Origin of the sequence: Kitasatospora sp. NPDC001309, assembly GCF_042896295.1 — a bacterium.
Lineage (GTDB): Bacteria > Actinomycetota > Actinomycetes > Streptomycetales > Streptomycetaceae > Kitasatospora.
In genome coordinates this window covers 23,544-41,037 of sequence record NZ_JBIAXC010000018.1, presented here as the reverse complement: position 1 = coordinate 41,037, position 17,494 = coordinate 23,544, and the positions used below count along the sequence as shown (strand labels likewise).

9 protein-coding genes are annotated in these 17,494 nt (G+C 73.2%); 2 read left to right on the top strand and 7 right to left on the bottom strand.

Annotated features, from left to right (window positions below):
* Positions 1-72: 72 nt before the first annotated feature.
* Complete coding sequence (gene ftsE / locus ACFY2K_RS19530) at positions 73-762, bottom strand: cell division ATP-binding protein FtsE (RefSeq protein WP_030059730.1); 690 nt, start codon at positions 760-762, stop codon at positions 73-75.
* 367 nt (positions 763-1,129) lie between these two features.
* On the opposite strand from ftsE, the gene ACFY2K_RS19525 reads away from it, so the two are divergent.
* A complete protein-coding gene (locus ACFY2K_RS19525; protein WP_030059729.1) occupies positions 1,130-1,324 on the top strand; it encodes a hypothetical protein in 195 nt (64 codons plus the stop codon).
* A gap of 147 nt (positions 1,325-1,471) precedes the next feature.
* Here the strand turns inward: ACFY2K_RS19525 and prfB are convergent, their stop codons facing one another.
* From prfB to ACFY2K_RS19510, 3 genes are all read right to left on the bottom strand, one after another.
* Positions 1,472-2,587, bottom strand: a complete 1,116-nt coding sequence (gene prfB / locus ACFY2K_RS19520; protein ID WP_380589507.1) for a peptide chain release factor 2 — start codon at positions 2,585-2,587, stop codon at positions 1,472-1,474.
* A gap of 68 nt (positions 2,588-2,655) precedes the next feature.
* The gene (locus ACFY2K_RS19515) at positions 2,656-3,909 is read right to left on the bottom strand and encodes a serine/threonine-protein kinase (protein WP_375882985.1); all 1,254 of its coding nucleotides are present in this window, start codon (positions 3,907-3,909) and stop codon (positions 2,656-2,658) included.
* Positions 3,910-4,167: 258 nt separating this feature from the next.
* On the bottom strand, positions 4,168-6,075 hold the full coding sequence (locus tag ACFY2K_RS19510; RefSeq protein WP_380589510.1) for a serine/threonine-protein kinase: 1,908 nt from the start codon (positions 6,073-6,075) through the stop codon (positions 4,168-4,170).
* A 352-nt stretch (positions 6,076-6,427) separates the two neighbouring features.
* Here ACFY2K_RS19510 and ACFY2K_RS19505 point away from each other — a divergent pair, with 352 nt between their 5' ends.
* Positions 6,428-9,343 (top strand): FtsK/SpoIIIE domain-containing protein, encoded by a 2,916-nt coding sequence (locus ACFY2K_RS19505; RefSeq protein ID WP_380522504.1) that lies wholly within the window; start codon positions 6,428-6,430, stop codon positions 9,341-9,343.
* Between the two features lie 186 nt (positions 9,344-9,529).
* On the opposite strand, the gene ACFY2K_RS19500 is transcribed toward ACFY2K_RS19505, so the two are convergent.
* The 3 genes from ACFY2K_RS19500 to pruA all read right to left on the bottom strand — a co-directional run bounded on the left by ACFY2K_RS19500 (position 9,530) and on the right by pruA (position 17,356).
* Positions 9,530-10,360, bottom strand: coding sequence for a hypothetical protein (locus ACFY2K_RS19500; protein ID WP_387712772.1), 831 nt, complete (start codon positions 10,358-10,360; stop codon positions 9,530-9,532).
* Positions 10,361-10,497: 137 nt separating this feature from the next.
* Positions 10,498-15,444 carry an NAD-glutamate dehydrogenase gene (locus ACFY2K_RS19495; RefSeq protein WP_387712769.1) on the bottom strand — a complete coding sequence of 1,649 codons (4,947 nt, stop codon included), beginning with the start codon at positions 15,442-15,444 and terminating at the stop codon, positions 10,498-10,500.
* A 286-nt stretch (positions 15,445-15,730) separates the two neighbouring features.
* Positions 15,731-17,356, bottom strand: a complete 1,626-nt coding sequence (gene pruA, locus ACFY2K_RS19490) for an L-glutamate gamma-semialdehyde dehydrogenase (RefSeq protein ID WP_380640806.1) — start codon at positions 17,354-17,356, stop codon at positions 15,731-15,733.
* Between the last annotated feature and the right edge of the window lie 138 nt (positions 17,357-17,494).

Here is a 17,494-nt window from a genome sequence, read left to right as displayed (position 1 = left end):
AACAACTCCAGGGTCGGTACTGCGCGGTCTGGCGGTCCGGGCCGGCGGGCCCTACGGGTCAGCGCTGGTCGGTCAGTGCTGGTATCCGTAGACGCCGCGGGCCTGGTCGCGGACGAGCAGCCCCTTGTCGAGCTCGATGACGCGCTTGCGCATCTGGTCGACGATGGCCTGGTCGTGGGTGGCCATCAGCACCGTGGTGCCGGTGCGGTTGATCCGGTCGAGCAGCTTCATGATGCCGACCGAGTTCTGCGGGTCCAGGTTTCCGGTGGGCTCGTCCGCGATGAGCAGCATCGGGCGGTTCACGAAGGCACGGGCGATCGCGACGCGCTGCTGCTCACCACCGGACAGCTCGCCGGGCATCCGGTCCTCCTTGCCGCCGAGGCCGACCAGCTCCAGCACCTCGGGCACCACCTTGTTGATGGCGCTCTTGGGCTTGCCGATCACCTCCAGCGCGAAGGCGACGTTCTGCGCGACGGTCTTGTTCGGCAGCAGGCGGAAGTCCTGGAAGACGGTGCCCAGCTGGCGGCGCATGTGCGGCACCTTCCAGTTGGACAGCTTGCCGAGGTCCTTGCCCAGCACGTGCACCGCGCCCGTGGAGGGACGTTCCTCCCGCAGGCACAGTCGCAGGAAGGTGGACTTTCCCGAGCCGGACGAGCCGACCAGGAAGACGAACTCGCCCTTCTCGATCTCCAGCGAGACGTTGTCCAGGGCGGGACGGTTCTGCTTGGGATAGGTCTTGGAGACGTTGTCGAATCTGATCACGGCTGCATCACGGAGGCCATCCTAGGCGGCGCCAGTCCTCGGTCGATCCGCCCCGGAGGCCCGGCCCGGGGGCGGGCGATGGGAGCGCGGAGGGCCGCTCCCGGTCTGGGACCATACGCGAACCTGCGGTGGGCCCGCAGGGACAGCCCAGGACGGATTCCGGAATCTGGGGGAGAATGTCCGGTTGTGCCCCGATAATTGCGAGCCATCTCACAGCCCGGGAGCCGGAACGGCCAGAACCTGGCAGAGTGGAGGTGGCGACCGTGTCCGGCCGCTCCCCCGTACAGGGCAGACTCCCCCGTACAGGTAGGAAGAGGGAACCAAAGCCCCGTCCGGTGCGTTGCTGTAGCAGCGAGGAGGAGATCGCATGACCTGCGACCATCTGGTGTGCGCCAACTGCAACGGCCGCGTCAGCGACGGGCGTTGCCCGGTGTGCCGCGCCAACCGGGCCCGGCTGCAGGAGCAGCAGGGGCCGTTCGCCGCACTCTCCCCCGCGATGCTGCTGGCCCTGCTGGCCGGACTGCTCGCGGTGGCGCTGATCGCGCGGCAGGCGCTGGCCTGACGAACCTGCGGTACGACGAAGGGCCCCGACCGCTGCGGTCGGGGCCCTTCGCGTGTGCCTGCTGTTACTCGGCGCTGGTCTCGCGCTGCTTGCGCCAGCGGATCCCGGCCTCGATGCTGTGCTTGATTTTCATCGAGGCCGGACTCCTTACGCCTCGTTCGAGGTCTCGCGCTGCTTCCGCCAGCGGATCCCGGCCTCGATGAAGCCGTCGATGTCGCCGTCCAGGACCGCCTGCGGGTTGCCCGCCTCGTACGCGGTGCGGACGTCCTTGACCATCTGGTACGGGTGCAGCACGTAGGAGCGCATCTGGTTGCCCCAGGAGCTGCCGCTGTCCTTGAGCGCGTCCATCGCCGCGCGCTCCTCCTGGCGGCGCCGCTCCAGCAGCTTGGCCTGGAGGACGTTCATCGCCGAGGCCTTGTTCTGGATCTGCGAGCGCTCGTTCTGGCAGGAGACCACCACGCCGGTCGGGATGTGCGTGATGCGCACCGCCGAGTCGGTGGTGTTGACGCCCTGGCCGCCGGGGCCGGAGGCGCGGTAGACGTCGATGCGCAGCTCGCCCTCGTCGATGTCGACGTGGTCGGACTGTTCGACGACCGGGAGCACCTCGACGCCGGCGAAGGAGGTCTGCCGGCGGCCCTGGTTGTCGAAGGGCGAGATGCGGACCAGGCGGTGGGTGCCCTGCTCGACCGAGAGGGTGCCGTACGCGTAGGGCGCCTTCACGGTGAAGGTCGCGGACTTGATGCCGGCCTCTTCGGCGTACGAGGTGTCGTACACCTCGGTCGGGTAGCCGTGCCGCTCGGCCCAGCGCAGGTACATGCGCATCAGCTGCTCGGCGAAGTCGGCGGCGTCCACGCCACCGGCCTCGGCACGGATGTTGATCAGCGCCTCGCGGGCGTCGTACTCACCGGAGAGGAGGGTGCGGACCTCCAGCTCCTCGACGGCCTTCTGGAGCGAGACCAGCTCGGCCTCGGCCTCGGTGCGGGTGTCCGCGTCGTCCTCGGCCTCGGCGAGTTCGAACAGCACGCCCAGGTCGTCGATGCGGCTGCGGAGGCCCTCGACGCGGCGCAGTTCGCCCTGGAGGAAGGAGAGCCGACTGGTCACCTTCTGTGCGTTCGCGACGTCGTCCCACAGGGTGGGGGCGGCTGCCTCCTCCTCCAGGACCGCGATGTCGGCCCGGATCTTGTCCAGGTCGAGGACGGCCTCGATCGACCCCATGGTCGTATCGAGGTTCTTGAGCTCTTCGGAAGGATCGACGGCTGCCACGCCCCCAGCGTAATGGTTCCGGGGGTGCTCATGACGACACCCCCGGTTCCAGCGCCGTTCCCCGCGGGCTACGGAGCCCGCGGAGCGGTGCCGTGCACGGCCGGGCGGGCCGGGTGGCCGCCGCCCGGTTCGGTGGCCGCGAAGGCCGTCCAGGCCGCGGCGGCGCCCGCCAGCAGCAGCACGGTGGCCAGCAGGACGGCCAGCAGCCGGCGTCGGCGCAGCAGCGCCGCGCGGTCCCGGCGGTGGCCCGGCGCGGTGCGCTGGGCGCGGGACTCGGCGGCGTACGCGGCCAGCTCGTCGGCCGAGGGGCGGCGAAGGCTGGTGTGGGTGTCCCGGGTGGAGTCCGGGGCGACGCCCGGCACCAGCGGGACGGCCGGGCCGCGGCGGCGCTTGTGGGTGCCCGGGCCGGCGTCCACCTCGGCGTAGACCGCCTCGCCCGGGGTCAGCTGCTCCTCGGCCGGGGCGCGGCCCTGGGAGGGCACCGCCAGCACCGGCAGACCGGCCAGCGAGGGCAGCTGCTCACGCAGCCGGGCGGCCAGCTCGGCGGCGCGCAGCCGGGAGGCGGGGGCCTTGGCCAGGCACTCGGAGATGACCCGCCACAGCCCGTCCGGCAGGCCGGGGATCGGCGGCACCTGCTCGGTGACGTGCCGGCGCAGCACCGCGCCGGTGTGGCCGCCGCCGAACGGGGTGGAGCCGGCCAGCAGCTCGTACAGCACGGTGGCGAGGGCGTAGATGTCGACGGCGGCGCGCGGCTCCAGGCCCTCGATGATCTCGGGGGCGAGGTAGTCGGGGGTGCCGATGATCCGGGTGGCCCGGGTGCGGCGCGGGGCGTCGACCAGGCGGGCCACCCCGAAGTCGGTGAGCTTGGCGCGCGGGGCGCCGCCCGGGCCGGGCGCGGCGGCGAGGTCGAGCAGGACGTTCTCCGGCTTGACGTCGCGGTGGACGATCCCGGCCGCGTGCGCGGCCGCCAGGCCGTCGGCGACGTCGGCGATGATCGAGGCGGCGGCCTGCGGCGGGAGGGCGCCGTCCCGCTCCAGCCGGGAGCGCAGGTCGGTGCCCTGGACGAGTTCCATCACCAGGGCGAGGTCGCTGCCGTCCACGACCATGTCGCGCACGCCGACCACCCGGGGGTGGTCGAGGCTGGTCAGCGCGGTGCGCTCCTGGACGAAGCGGCCGACCAGCACCTGGTCGGCGGCGAGGTCCTCGCGCAGCAGCTTGACCGCCACCGGACCGTCGGGCCCCTCACCGAGCCAGACCGTCCCGGCCGAACCCCGGCCGATCACCTGGTGGACGGTGTACCGGCTGCCGATCTTGCGTGCCAATGCTGCTCCGTGGGCGGCGCGGGAGCGCTCCGGGGGTCCGGGCGCGCTCGGTGGGGCGGGACAACAGCGACCAACCTACGCGCCCGGACCCCCCGTGCGGGCCGCCTGGGGGCCGTGGAGCGGCACTCGGGGGCGAGAAATCTCGGGAATTGTCGACAAAGCGTCAATCATGGCTTCCGGGGCGGGACCGGACGCCCGGTCAGCCGCCGGGGCGGCCGGTCGCCCCGGCCCGCACCCCGTCGGCCGCCCGGGCCCGCGTCAGCCGTTGGAACTGCCGATGACGCTGTTCACCCAGTCCCGGGCGGAGTCGAACCAGCCCACGACGTTGTCCCAGTAGTGCGGCAGCGGCGTGAAGTTCCACAGCGCCAGCGCGGCCACCGCCAGCACCAGCAGCACCATCAGGCAGCCCTTGAGACAGCCCAGCCCCGGGATGTACATCCGGTTGCGGCTGCGCGGACGCCGCTCGCGCGGCGGGGCGCTCTCCCGGCGGGACGGCTCCCGCGGCTCCTCCCGCGGCGGCCGGGACTCCCGGTGCTGCGGCGCGGGCGGCTCGGCCCGGCGCGGCACCGGGGTGGGCGCGGGCGGCGGCGGGTAGCCGCCCTGCGGCCCGCCCTGGCCGGACGGGGCCTGCCGGTAGCCGCCGGGCGGCTGCGGACGGCCGCCGCCCTGGCCGCCCTGCCCGCCCTGGTTGACCTGGTAGGGCGGCGGGGCGACCGGCGGGCGCTGGGCGTAGCCGGGCGGCGGCGCCTGGCGGCGCTGGTCCGGGCGGTAGCCGGCCGGGGGCTGCGGCTGGTAGCCGGGCGCGCCCTGGCCGGCGTGACCGCCCTGGCCGCCCTGCTGGGCCTGGCCCCCCTGGTGCGCCTGGTAGGGCGGCGGGGCGACCTGCGGGTCCTCGAAGTCCTCCGGCCCGAAGTAGCCGACCTGGGTCTGCTGGTTGCGGTCGCGCGCCGCCCTCAGCTGGGTCTGCCAGGGGTGCGGCGCCTCCTCCGGCGGCGGCCCGGCCGGGGCGACCGGCGGGGGCGGCGGCACGGCGGTGGGCGGCATCACCTGGGTGCGGTCCTGGGTGCCGTACGGGGGCGCGGGCGGCGGCTGGGTGCCCATCACCCGGGTCGCCGCGGCCGGGTCGTACTGCCCGGCCGGGTCGTACGGCGGGACGCCCGGGGGCGGGGGCAGCACCTGGGTGCGGTCGTCGGCCCCGAACGGTCCGGGCCCGCCGGGGGCCACCGGCACGGTGCCGGGCACGGCGGTCGGCCGCGGGTCCGGCAGCAGCAGGGCGCCGACCGCCAGGGCCTCGTCCACCGCCGCCGGCGAGGCGTGCACGCCGACCCCGGCCGCGACCACCCGCAGGGCGCGGGCCAGCACGGTGGCGCTCGGCCGCTGTGCCGGGTCCTTGCGCAGGCAGCGCTCGATCACCGTCCAGAGCGGCTCGGGCATGGTGCTGGGCCGCTGCGGCTCCTGCGCCAGGTGGGCCTGGAGCACCGCCAGGGCGCTGTCGCCCTGGAACGGCTGGCGGCCGGTGACCAGCTCGTACAGCATGATCCCGGCGCCGTAGACGTCCACCGCGGAGGTCTGCGGGCGGCCCTCGGCGGACTCCGGCGCGACGTACGCGGGGGTGCCGACGAACTCGTGGGTGCGGGTGACGCCCGGGGAGTCGGCCAGCCGGGCGATGCCGAAGTCGGTGAGCAGCGGGTGCATCTGCTCGGTGCCCTGCACCCCGGTGGAGGCGAGCAGCACGTTGGCCGGCTTGAGGTCGCGGTGGACGATGCCGTCCGCGTGGCTGGCCGCCAGCGCGTCCGCGACCTGGGCCATCAGCAGGGAGCCGGCGATCGGGCTGAACGGGCCGTTGGCGCGCAGGTAGCGGGCCAGGTCGGGGCCCTCCACCAGGTCCATCACCAGCGCCAGCAGCTCGCCCTCGACGACCAGGTCGCGGACCCGGACGATGTTCGGGTGGCTCAGCCGCAGCAGCAGCGAACGCTCGCGCAGGAAGCGCATCACCACGTCCGGGTCGGCCGCCAGTTCCTCGCGCAGCACCTTGATGGCCACCTGCTGCCCGGGCTCGCTGCCCGGCACCTGGACGTCCTGGCGCACCAGACCGCGCCAGACCGTCCCGGTGGCACCCCGCCCCAGGGTCTCCTCAAGCAGATACTTGCTGCCGACTGGCCGCACCTGTCGCACTCCTCGCCGTGCCGCCCGCGGGGCGCTCCCCCGCCGGTGTGCGGTGAGCCTGCCGGGCCCGTGTTTGCGGCCACTCTAACGGTGTCCGTACGGGTTTTTGAGGTGACCGGCTGGCGGTCGGAGCAGGGTTGGGGGACATCCCCTAGGGAACCACCCGGAGGCGGCCGCCGGGCCCCTCGGCCGGACGGGCGGAGCGACGGTTGACCTGACCCTCCGTCGCCTCCACCATGGCGATGATCGCAAGATCGTCAAATCCGGTACGGTGCGCGGACCGTCCGCGCCGGATGGCAGGATGGACACTCGCCACTCGTGTGGCCCAAGGGTCGCCGCGATCGCCCCGCGCGTGCGCGACGACACCGGGCAGCGGTACCAGGCATCACACCAGCAGAAGGGACCCGCGGGCGAGATGCAGATCCGGCTGACCGTCCTCCGACCGCGCAGCGGCCCGACCGCCGCCGGCTCCGCCATCCCCTACGTGGACGTGCTGGTCACCGCACCCGTCGGCACCGCGCTCGGCGCCATCGCGGGCGCACTCGCGGGCGCCGTCGGCGTGCGCGGGCCACGGGCCGCCACCCATGTGCACCTGTACGCTGGGGCGCACCGGGTGGACGAGCACACCCTCCTCGGCCACCCCCCGCTGCTCGACGGCGCCGTGCTCAGCCTCAACGAGCCCGACCCCACCGCCGACGACCCCGACGACACCCGCGCCGCGGCCGAACTTCGCGTGGTCGGCGGCCCGGACGCCGGCGGAGTGCACCGGCTGCACGGCCGGGAGATCCGGATCGGCCGCTCCGGCGAGGCCGACGTCCCGCTCGACGACCCGGACGTCTCCCGGCTGCACCTCGCCCTGCACCTCGGCGAGGACGGCCGGGCCACCGTCCGCGACCTCGGCTCCACCAACGGCACCACCCTGGACGGCCGGATCGTCCCGCCCCTGCCGCCCGAGGCCGCCGTCCCCCTGGAACACGGCGCGCTGCTGCGGATCGGCGAGTCCACCCTCCAGGTCCTCGAACCGCTCGGCGAGCCGGCCCGCGCCGCCCTGCCCGACGGCAACGGCCACCTCCAGCTCGCCGCCCCCGGCCCCGTCCGGCCCGCGCCGCCCGTCCTCGAACCGCCCACCGCCCCCGAGCCCGCCCCGGGCCGCGGCCGCGGCCTCTTCGCCCTGCTGCCCGGCCGCGCCGCCGAGCCGCCCGGCCAGGAGAGCGCCGAACGCCACCACACCGCCGTACGGCTGCGCCAGGCCGCCGCCCAGCGGGAGCGCTGGCCCGACCTCGCCACCGTGCTGCTCAACGCCGTCGGCCCCGGCCCCCGACTGTGGGAGCGCGGCCCCGGCCACCCCGACGCGCTCACCCTGCGGCTGGGCACCGCCGACCGCCCCGGCGGCGCCGGCACCACCCCCGGCACCATGCTGCCCGCCGTCCCCGTCACCCTCGACCTCCAGACCGCCGGCAGCCTCGGCCTCAGCGGCCCGCGCGAACGCCTGGACGCGCTCACCCGCGCCGTCGTCGCCCAGCTCGCCGCACTGCACCCGCCGACCGGACTGAGCCTCGTCGTGGTCGACGCCGACCCGGCCCGCAGCCCCGAGGACCGCGTCGACACCTGGGCCTGGGCGCTGTGGCTGCCCCACCTGCGCCCCGTCGACGGCCAGGACTGCCGCCTGCTGACCGGCTTCGACGACGACCAGGCCACCGCCCGGCTCACCGAGCTCACCGCCCGGCTCAGCGGCCCGACCGGCCCCGGCGGCCACCCCGCCACCGTGGTCGTGGTGGACGGCCGCCCGGCCACCGAGGCCGCCCGGCACGCGCTCGACCTGCTGCTGCGCCAGGGCCCGGCGGTCGGCATCTTCCCGGTCTGCCTCGCCGAACAGCCCGAACTGCTCCCCCGCGGCCTCGGCGCCACCGCCCTGATCACCGGCGAGGTCGGCACCCAGCTCTCCCTGGACCGCCCGGTCGCCCGCGGCCGGGAAACCCTGCACGAGGTCTCGCTGGACGCCGTCTCCGACGCCTGGGCCGAACGGCTGGCCCGCCTCCTCGCCCCGCTGCGCGAAGCCGCCCCGGTCTCCCGCGGCCCGCTGCCGGACGCGCTGCGGCTGCTCGACCTGCTCCAGCTCGACACCGTCACCCCGGCCAAGCTCTCCGCCCGCTGGGCCGCCCACGCCGGCGGCATCGGCGCCGCCACCGCCCTGCTCGGCACCACCCGGGACGAGCTGTGCACCCTCGACCTGGCCGACCCCGAACTCACCCTGCCCTCCCCCGACCCGGGCGGCCCCCACCTGCTGATCGGCGGCGCCCGCGGCTCCGGCAAGACGGAGCTGCTGCGCACCCTGGTCGCCTCGCTCGCCGTCTCCGAGCGGCCCGAGCGCCTCGCCGTCACCCTCATCGAGGGCCGGGCCACCGGCGACGGCCAGGACGGACTGGACGGCTGCACCGAGCTGCCGCACGTCACCGGCCGGGTGAACGCCGTCGCCGACCCGCGCGCCGCACTCCTCGCCGCCGAGGCGCTGGAGGACGAACTCGCCCTGCGGGAGCGGCTGTTCGACGGGCTGGACTTCGCCTCCTGGCACGCCGCACGGATCTTGGACGGGCACATCCTGGACGGACACGGCCTGGACGGACAGCGGCTGGACGACCACGGCGCGACCTCCGTACCGGTCCCCGCCACCGTCGGCGCCGGCACCACCTCCACCGCGGCGCGGATCATCCAGCCGCGCAGCGCCGAGGACTCCCGGCCGTCCGCCGCCCCCACGGGCCCCGTCCCGGCCCGGCTGGTCGTCGTCGTCGACGACTACGACGCCCTGCTCTCCCCCACCTCCCCGGTCGGCCGCCCGCTGGCCCGCGCGCTCGCCGCCGTCGCCCGGCGCGGCGGCCCGCTCGGCATCCACCTCGCCGTCGCCACCGGCCGCCCCGAGGAGAGCGCCGGCACCGAGGTCGACGAGGCCGCCCTGCTGCGGATCGCCCTGCGCACCGAGGACCCGGCCGACTCCGACCTGCTGATCCACCTCGGCGACGCGGCCGCCCTCCCCGAGGACACCCCCGGCCGCGGCTACCTGCGCCGCCCGGACGGCGGCGTCACCGCCTTCCAGACCGCCCGCATCAGCGGCCGCATCCCGCGCACCGCCACCCTGCGCCCCACCGTGGTCGCGATAGACCCCCTCCAGCTGGGCGCCCCGCCCGCCCGCCGCCCGGTCCGCGAACTCGGCAACGGCCCCACCGACCTCGCCCTCCTCGCCAGCGCCCTCCAGCGCGCCGCCTCCCGCTAGGCCCCGCACGCGGGGCTTCGGCGCCACCCGCGCAGGAAGTCGACCGGACCGACTTCCTGTGCAGAGAACAAGAGGCGTTTCGCTCCGCTGTGGGAATGCGAGCACGGAGAACACGAAGCCCGCCTTCGAGATGATCTCGAAGGCGGGCCCCAGCACCGGAACCGTCGCGGTCAGGCGGTCAGGCGGTCAGACGCACTTGATGTCGCGGTTGGCCACGGCCATGCCGACGACCTTGCCGCCGTCCACGGTGAACTCGTACTTCCAGCCCTGCTGTCCCTCGACCGGCAGCTCGTACTTGCCGCTCTTGGCCAGCTGGAGGCCCTTGGCGCCGTACGCCTGCTGGAGGGCGTCCAGGGTGGCGCCGGCACCGATGCCCTCGGCGGTCCTGGCCTCGGCCGGGGCGACCAGTTCGCGCAGGCCGGTGGCGGCGAAGGAGACCCGGCCGGTGGCCAGGAAGGCCTTGTCCTTGGCCTCGCGGGCCACCCACATGTCCGCGATGGACTTGGTGGCGTCGGCCATCAGCTTGGCGGTGGCGGCCGAGTCCTTGGCCGCGGCGGCCGAACCGGCGGCGGCCGCGGCGGCATCCTTCGCGGAGGCCCCTGGCGGCAGCGTGCCCGCCGGGGCGGGGGCCGTGCCCCGGGCCGCGTCCGCCTGGGCATTGAGGTCCTTGTAGCGGGCCTCGGTGGCCGCCTCGGCGTCCATCCGGGTCTTGTCCGGTGCCGGGCCGCCCTTGTAGACGAAGTCGGTGCAGCCGTCGAGCAGCGAGACCGGCGCCGCCTCCAGCACACCGGTGGCCAGCCCGGCGTCCTTCGCCGTCCCCGGCTTGAGGCCGCGGTAGCCGGCCGCCGAGAAGGCCTCCGGCGCCTTGGACGTCGGCGCCGCCGAGGCCGTGGCGGTGGAGTCGGCCTTCGCCGTGTCCTTCTTGTCGTCGTTGCCGCAGGCCGCCGCTCCGGCGACCAGCAGCACCACCGAGACGGCCGCGCCCACTGCGCGGATCGGTCCCCGGTTCTTCCCCATGTCGATTCCCCCAAAGTTCGTTCGGGAGCACCGTATCGAACGTGCGTCCACGATCCGTAACCGGTTTTCGGGGCGGTGGCGGGAACGCGGAAGGGCCCGCGCCCAAGAGGACGCGGGCCCTTCCGTACAGCCGTCCGTCAGCGCATCGAACCGGTGCGCAGCAGGGTGCGGATGACGCGCATCGCGACCGAGAGGCTGGACAGCTCGTAGTTGTCCGAACCCCTTATGTCGTCGAGGGTGGCCTTGGCGCGGTTCAGCAGGGTGGAGTTGAGGTCCGCCCAGGCGGTGTAGCGCTCCTCGGGGGTGGCGCCCTCGGGGCCGCAGGCCAGGATGTCGGCGGTCAGCGCCGCGTGCGCCGCGAAGAGGTCCTCGCGGATCGCGGCCCGGGCCATCGACGACCAGCGGTCGGTGCGGGGCAGGTCGATGATGCGGTCGAGCAGGTGCGAGATCTGCAGGCGGTCGCCCAGGTCGTAGTACAGCTCGGCGACCTCGGCGACGTCCTTGCCGGAGCGGTCCGCGACCTCGGTGATGTCCAGGGTCGGGAAGACCGAGGACAGCCCGGCGATCCGGGTGGCCAGCGCGTCCGGCACGCCCGCAGCGGCGAGCTCGCCCTGGATCTTCTCGAACCAGGTCAGGTCCTCGCCGCGGAGCGGCTTGGGCAGCGAGCCCCAGACCTGGTTGATCCGGTCGTGGAAGAACTCGATGGTGCCGGCGATGTCGAGCGGCTGGCGGCGGTTGTTGAGCATCCACCGGGTGGCGCGCTCGACCAGGCGCCGCGAGTGCAGCCGCATCTTGGTCTGGATCCGGGCCGGGACCTTGTTGTCCAGGCCCTCGATCTCGGCCCAGATCTCCTCCAGGCCGAAGACGGCCCGCGCGGCGGTGTGCGTCCGGGCGATCTCCTCGTAGGTCGCGCCGGTCTCCTCCTTCAGGCGGAAGGCGAAGGTGCAGCCACCGCGGTTGATCGTGTCGTTGACGATCAGCGTGGTGATGATCTCGCGGCGCAGCGCGTGGTTGTCGATCGCGTCGGCGAACTTCGCGCGCAGCGCGCTCGGGAAGTACTCGTGCAGCGCGGTGCGGAAGTACGGGTCGTCCGGCAGGTCGGTGGCGAGCAGCTCGTCGGCCAGGATGATCTTGGTGTAGGCGAGCAGCACCGACATCTCGGGCTGGGAGAGCCCGCGGCCGTTCTGCTGGCGCTCGCGGATCTGGCGCTCGACGGGCAGGAACTCCAGCCCGCGGTCGAGCCGGCCGGCCGCCTCGAAGCGGTTGATCATCCGGGCGTGGACGTTGACCATGCTGTGCGCCTGGGCGACGGCGTTGGCCAGCACGACGTTCTGCGCGTAGTTGTTGCGCAGCACCAGGTGGCCGACCTCGTCGGTCATCTCGGCGAGCAGGACGTTGCGCTGCTTGACCGTCATGTCGCCCTCGGCGACGACCTGGTTGAGCAGGATCTTGATGTTGACCTCGTGGTCCGAGGTGTCCACACCGGCCGAGTTGTCGATGGCGTCGGTGTTGATCCAGCCGCCGGCCGCCTCGGGGCCGCCGGTGGCCGCGTACTCGATGCGGCCGAGCTGGGTGCAGCCGAGGTTGCCGCCCTCGCCGATGACCCGGGCCCGGACCTGCTCGCCGTTGACCCGGATGGCGTCGTTGGCCTTGTCCCCGACCTCGGCGTTGGTCTCGGTGGAGGCCTTGACGTAGGTGCCGATGCCGCCGTTCCAGAACAGGTCGACCGGCGCCTGGAGGATGGCCTTCATCAGCTCGGCCGGGGTGAGGCGGGTCTCCTGGATGCCCAGCGCGGCCCGGACCTGCGCGCTGACCTGGATCGACTTGGCGCTGCGCGGGAACACGCCGCCGCCGGTCGAGATCAGCGACTTGTCGTAGTCGTCCCAGGAGCTGCGCGGCAGGTCGAACAGGCGGCGGCGCTCGGCGTACGAGACGGCCGCGTCCGGGTTCGGGTCCAGGAAGATGTGGCGGTGGTCGAAGGCCGCCATCAGCCGGATGTGCTCGCTGAGCAGCATGCCGTTGCCGAAGACGTCGCCGGACATGTCGCCGATGCCGACGACCGTGAAGTCCTCGGACTGGGTGTCGTGGCCCAGCTCGCGGAAGTTGCGCTTGACCGACTCCCAGGCGCCGCGGGCGGTGATGCCCATGCCCTTGTGGTCGTAGCCGGCCGAGCCACCGGAGGCGAAGGCGTCGCCCAGCCAGAAGCCGTACGACTCCGCGACGCCGTTGGCGATGTCGGAGAAGGTCGCGGTGCCCTTGTCGGCGGCGACGACCAGGTAGGTGTCGTCCTCGTCGTGGCGGACCACGTCGGCCGGGTGGACGACCTCGCCGGCCACCAGGTTGTCGGTGATGTCGAGCAGCGCCGAGATGAAGGTCTTGTACGAGGAGACGCCCTCGGCCAGCCAGGCGTCGCGGTCCACCGAGGGGTCCGGCAGCTGCTTGGCGACGAAGCCGCCCTTGGCGCCGACCGGGACGATGACGGTGTTCTTGACCATCTGGGCCTTGACCAGGCCGAGGATCTCGGTGCGGAAGTCCTCGCGCCGGTCGGACCAGCGCAGACCGCCGCGGGCGACCTTGCCGAAGCGCAGGTGCACGCCCTCGACCTGCGGCGAGTACACCCAGATCTCGAACGCCGGGCGCGGGGCCGGGAGGTCCGGGATGGCCTGCGGGTCGAACTTCATCGACACGTAGGAGTGCCACGCGCCGGAGCCGTCGTGCTGGAAGAAGTTGGTCCGCAGGGTGGCCTTGATGAGGTGCAGGAAGGAGCGCAGGATGCGGTCCTCGTCCAGCGACACGACCTCGTCGAGCGCGCCGGACAGCTCCTCCAGGATGCCCTCGGTCAGCTCCAGGGCGCCGGAGCGGTGGCTGGGGCTGAGCCGGGCCTCGAAGAGGTTGACCAGCAGGCGGGTGGTGTGGGTGTTGTTGCGGAGCGCGTCCTCCATGTAGTCCTGGGAGAACGTGGAGCCCGCCTGGCGCAGGTACTTGGCGTAGGCGCGCAGCACCATCGCCTGGCGCCAGTTCAGCCCGGCGGTGAGGACCAGCTCGTTGAAGCCGTCGTTCTCGGCCTTGCCGGTCCAGGTCGCGGCGAAGGTGTCCTGGAAGCGCTCGCGGGCCTCGTCGGTGAGCTCGGTGGCCTCGCGCAGCTTGAGGCCGAAGTCGTACACCCACGCGGTGGTGCCGTTGGAGCGGCGCAGCGCGTACGGGTGCTCGTCCAGGACCTCGACGCCCAGGCGCTGGAGCACGGGCAGGACCTCGCTGAGCGAGATCGGGCCGCCGACCCGGTAGATCTTGAAGCGGCGCTCGTCGTCGCCCGCGCCGACCGGCTGGTACAGGTTGAGGCGGAAGTCGCCCTCGCCGTGCAGCGCCTCGATCTGCTTGATGTCCGAGACGGCGGTGCGCGGCGGGAAGTCGGCGCGGTAGCCGTCGGGGAACGCGTTGGCGTACTTGTGGCCGAGCTCGGCGGCCTTCTCCTCACCCAGCTCGGTGTGCAGCTGGTCGTGGAAGCCGTCCATCCAGAACCGGGCGGCCTCGGCCAGGCGGTTCTCGATCCGCTCGATGTCGGAGTCGGTGAGCCGGGGCAGCTCGGTGCCCGGGGCGACCCGGACGACGAAGTGCAGGCGGGTCAGCACCGACTCGGTGGCGTACACCGTGTAGTCGATGGTGGCGCCGTTCAGCTCTTCCTTGAGGATGTCGGTGAGCAGCAGCCGGATGCGCGTGGTGTAGCGGTCGCGCGGGAGGTAGATGAAGGCGGAGAAGTAGCGCCCGTACTCGTCCTGGCGCAGGAAGAGCCGCAGCTTACGGCGCTCCTGGAGGTAGAGCACGCTGGTGGCGATGGAGAGCAGCTCGGCGGCCGAGGTCTGGAAGATCTCGTCGCGCGGGAAGGTCTCCATGATCTGGAGCAGGTCGCGGCCGTCGTGGCTCTCGCTGGAGAAGCCGGAGCCGTCCAGCACCTCCTGGACCTTGCGGCGCACGACCGGGATGCGGGTGACCGACTCGGTGTAGGCGGCGGAGGAGAACAGGCCGAGGAAGCGGCGCTCGCCGGTGGGCTCGCCGGCGGCGTTGAACTTCTTCACGCCGACGTAGTCGAGGTAGGCCGGGCGGTGCACGGTGGATCGGCTGTTGGCCTTGGTCAGGACGAGCAGCTTCTTCTCGTGGGCCTTGGCGCGGACCGGGGCGGAGAGCCGGCCGAAGGCCTCGGAGACCGAGTGGTGGCGGTCGTCGTGGCTGTGCGGGTCGGAGCGCAGGATGCCCAGGCCCGTCCCGGCGACGGCCTTGAGGACCTCCTCGCCCTCGTGCTCGACCAGGTCGTACTCGCGGTAGCCGAGGAAGGTGAAGTGGTCGTCGGCGAGCCAGCGCATCAGCTCCCAGGCCTCGCCGACCTCCTGCTCGGGCAGCTCGGCCGGGGGCTCCTCGGCCAGCTCGTCGGCCAGGCGCAGCGCGCTGTCGCGCATCTTGCCCCAGTCCTCGACGACCTCGCGGACGTCGCCGAGCACGCGGCGCAGGTTGGTCTCGATGGTGCGCAGGTCGTCGCGGTCGGTCTCGCGGTCGATCTCGATGTGCATCCACGACTCGACGGTCGCGTCGGCGGGCCACTCGGTGCCGGCGGCCTGGCTGCGGGAGCAGGCGTCGACGTCCAGGATCTCCAGCAGCTTGCCGGTGATGTCACGGCGGACGAGCAGCTGGGGGTGGACGACGAGGTGGATCGCGCGGTCCTGGCGGGAGAGCTCGTTGGTGACCGAGTCGACCAGGAAGGGCATGTCGTCGGTGACGACCTCGACCACGGTGTGGCCGCAGGACCAGCCGTTCTCCTCGACCGAGGGGGTGTGGACCCGCACCTCGGCGGTGCCCTGGGGGCGCTTGAGCCCCAGGCGGTAGTGGGAGGCGGCCGCGCCGTACACGTCGACCGGGTCGAGGTCGACCAGGTCCTCGGGCGCGGTGTGGAGGTAGTAGTGGTGCAGGTACGCGGTCAGAGCACCGTTGCTCAGACCCTCCCCCGGCGCCGCTCCCCCCACCTGGCTGTTCTCAGCGGCTGCGGCTGCCTTCTTGAGCAGTTCGGCCTTGGCTGCGTCCAGCTTGGTCTGCATGACTTCTTGGCTCCTGTCGCGCGCCGTTGCGTGACTCGGTGGTGTGTGGGTGTACACCGACGGGTCGCTCGCAATCCTGCCGCACCGTCCGACTGAAAGGGGCTCATGGCACGCATGAAACGCCCTCCCAGCGGGTAGGACGACACGTTCGTCCTGCAAGCCACCCGACGACGCCAGCCAGCCTAACCGGATCAATCGAAGGTGCACAGGGACAGGGAGGCGCAAACCCACAGGATGTCGGGTCCGTCCTGGACACCATGTCCAAACCGGAGCGTCGTGTTCGCTTTCAGCCCATATGCGGGTAACCGTGCCGGGTGGGCGGCACGAAGGTCTCCTTGATCGCCCGCGCCGAGGTCCAGCGCAGCAGGTTCTGCGCGGCGCCCGCCTTGTCGTTGGTCCCGGAGGCCCGGGAGCCGCCGAAGGGCTGCTGGCCGACCACGGCGCCGGTGGGCTTGTCGTTGATGTAGAAGTTCCCGGCGGTGAAGCGCAGCTCCTCCACGGCCTGGGCGATGGCGTACCGGTCCTGGGCGATCACCGCGCCGGTGAGGCCGTACGGGGCACCCGCGTCGACCCGGCGGAGCACGTCGTCCCAGCGGGAGTCCTCGTAGACGTGGACCGCCAGGATCGGCCCGAAGTACTCGGTGCGGAAGATCTCGCCCCGGTGGTCCGAGGAGACCAGCACGGTCGGCCGGACGAACCAGCCGATCGCGTCGTCGTACTGGCCGCCGGCCACCAGTTCGACGGTCGGGTCGGCCTTCGCCCGCTCGATCGCGGTGCGGTTCCGCTCGAAGGCGCGCTTGTCGATCAGGGCGCCCATGAAGTTCGACAGGTCGGTGACGTCGCCCACCGTCAGGGCGTCCACCTCGGCCAGGAAGTCGTCCTTGATCGTGAGCCAGAGGCTGCGCGGCACGTAGGCGCGGGAGAGCGCCGAGCACTTCTGGCCCTGGTACTCGAAGGCGCCGCGGACCATCGCGGTCCGCAGGATGTCCGGGTCGGCCGAGCGGTGGGCCAGCAGGAAGTCCTTGCCGCCGGTCTCGCCGACGATCCTCGGGTACGTGCGGTAGCCGCCGATGTTCGCGCCGATGCTCTGCCAGAGCGACTGGAAGGTGGCGGTCGAGCCGGTGAAGTGCAGCCCGGCGAACGCCGGGTCGGCGAGCACCACCGGGGAGACCTGGAGGCCGTCGCCGGTGACCAGGTTGATCACCCCGGGCGGCAGGCCGGCCGCCTCCAGCAGCCGCATCAGGTGGTACGCGGCCAGGGTCTGGGTCGGCGCGGGCTTCCAGACCACGGTGTTGCCCATCAGCGCGGGGGCGGTGGGCAGGTTCCCGGCGATCGCGGTGAAGTTGAACGGGGTGACCGCGTAGACGAAACCTTCCAGCGGGCGGTGGTCGACCCGGTTCCACACCCCCGGGGAGGAGACCGGCTGCTCCGCCAGGACCTGCCGGGCGAACCCGACGTTGAACCGCCAGAAGTCGATCAGCTCGCAGGCGGAGTCGATCTCGGCCTGCTGCACGGTCTTGGACTGGCCGAGCATGGTCGCCGCGTTGAGCGTGTCCCGCCACGGCCCGGCCAGCAGGTCGGCGGCCCGCAGGAAGACTGCGGCCCGGTCGTCGAAGGAGAGCGAGCGCCACTGCCGCCCGGCCGCCAGCGCCGCGTCCACCGCCGCCCGGGCGTCCTCCCGGGTGGCGTTGCCGAGCACGCCCAGCTTGGCGGCGTGGTGGTGCGGCTGGACGACCTCGATCCGCTCGCCGCCGCCGAACCGCTGCTCACCGCCGATGGTCATCGGCAGCGGGACCTGCTCGGCCGCCAGCTCGTCCAGCCGCCGGACCAGCCGGTCCCGCTCCGGGCTGCCGGGCGCGTACGTCCGCACCGGCTCGTTGACCGGGGTCGGCACCTCGGTGACTGCGTCGATGGGCATGGCGGCTCCGTCCTGGCGGCTGGGGTTCGACTCCAGCCTGACCAGGGCGGGACCGTTCCGCCCGTCCAGACACGCCAACGGCGGACGTGGCGCCCGCCACGTCCGCCGTCCCGGCGGGTCCGCTCGGCCCGT

What these genes read in the sequence shown, in the direction of transcription:
- ACFY2K_RS19525 (WP_030059729.1), top strand. Translation starts at nt 1,130, where the DNA reads ATGACCTGCGACCATCTGGTGTGCGCCAACTGCAACGGCCGCGTCAGC.
- ACFY2K_RS19500 (WP_387712772.1), bottom strand. Translation starts at nt 10,360, where the DNA reads ATGGGGAAGAACCGGGGACCGATCCGCGCAGTGGGCGCGGCCGTCTCG.
- ACFY2K_RS19495 (WP_387712769.1), bottom strand. Translation starts at nt 15,444, where the DNA reads ATGCAGACCAAGCTGGACGCAGCCAAGGCCGAACTGCTCAAGAAGGCA.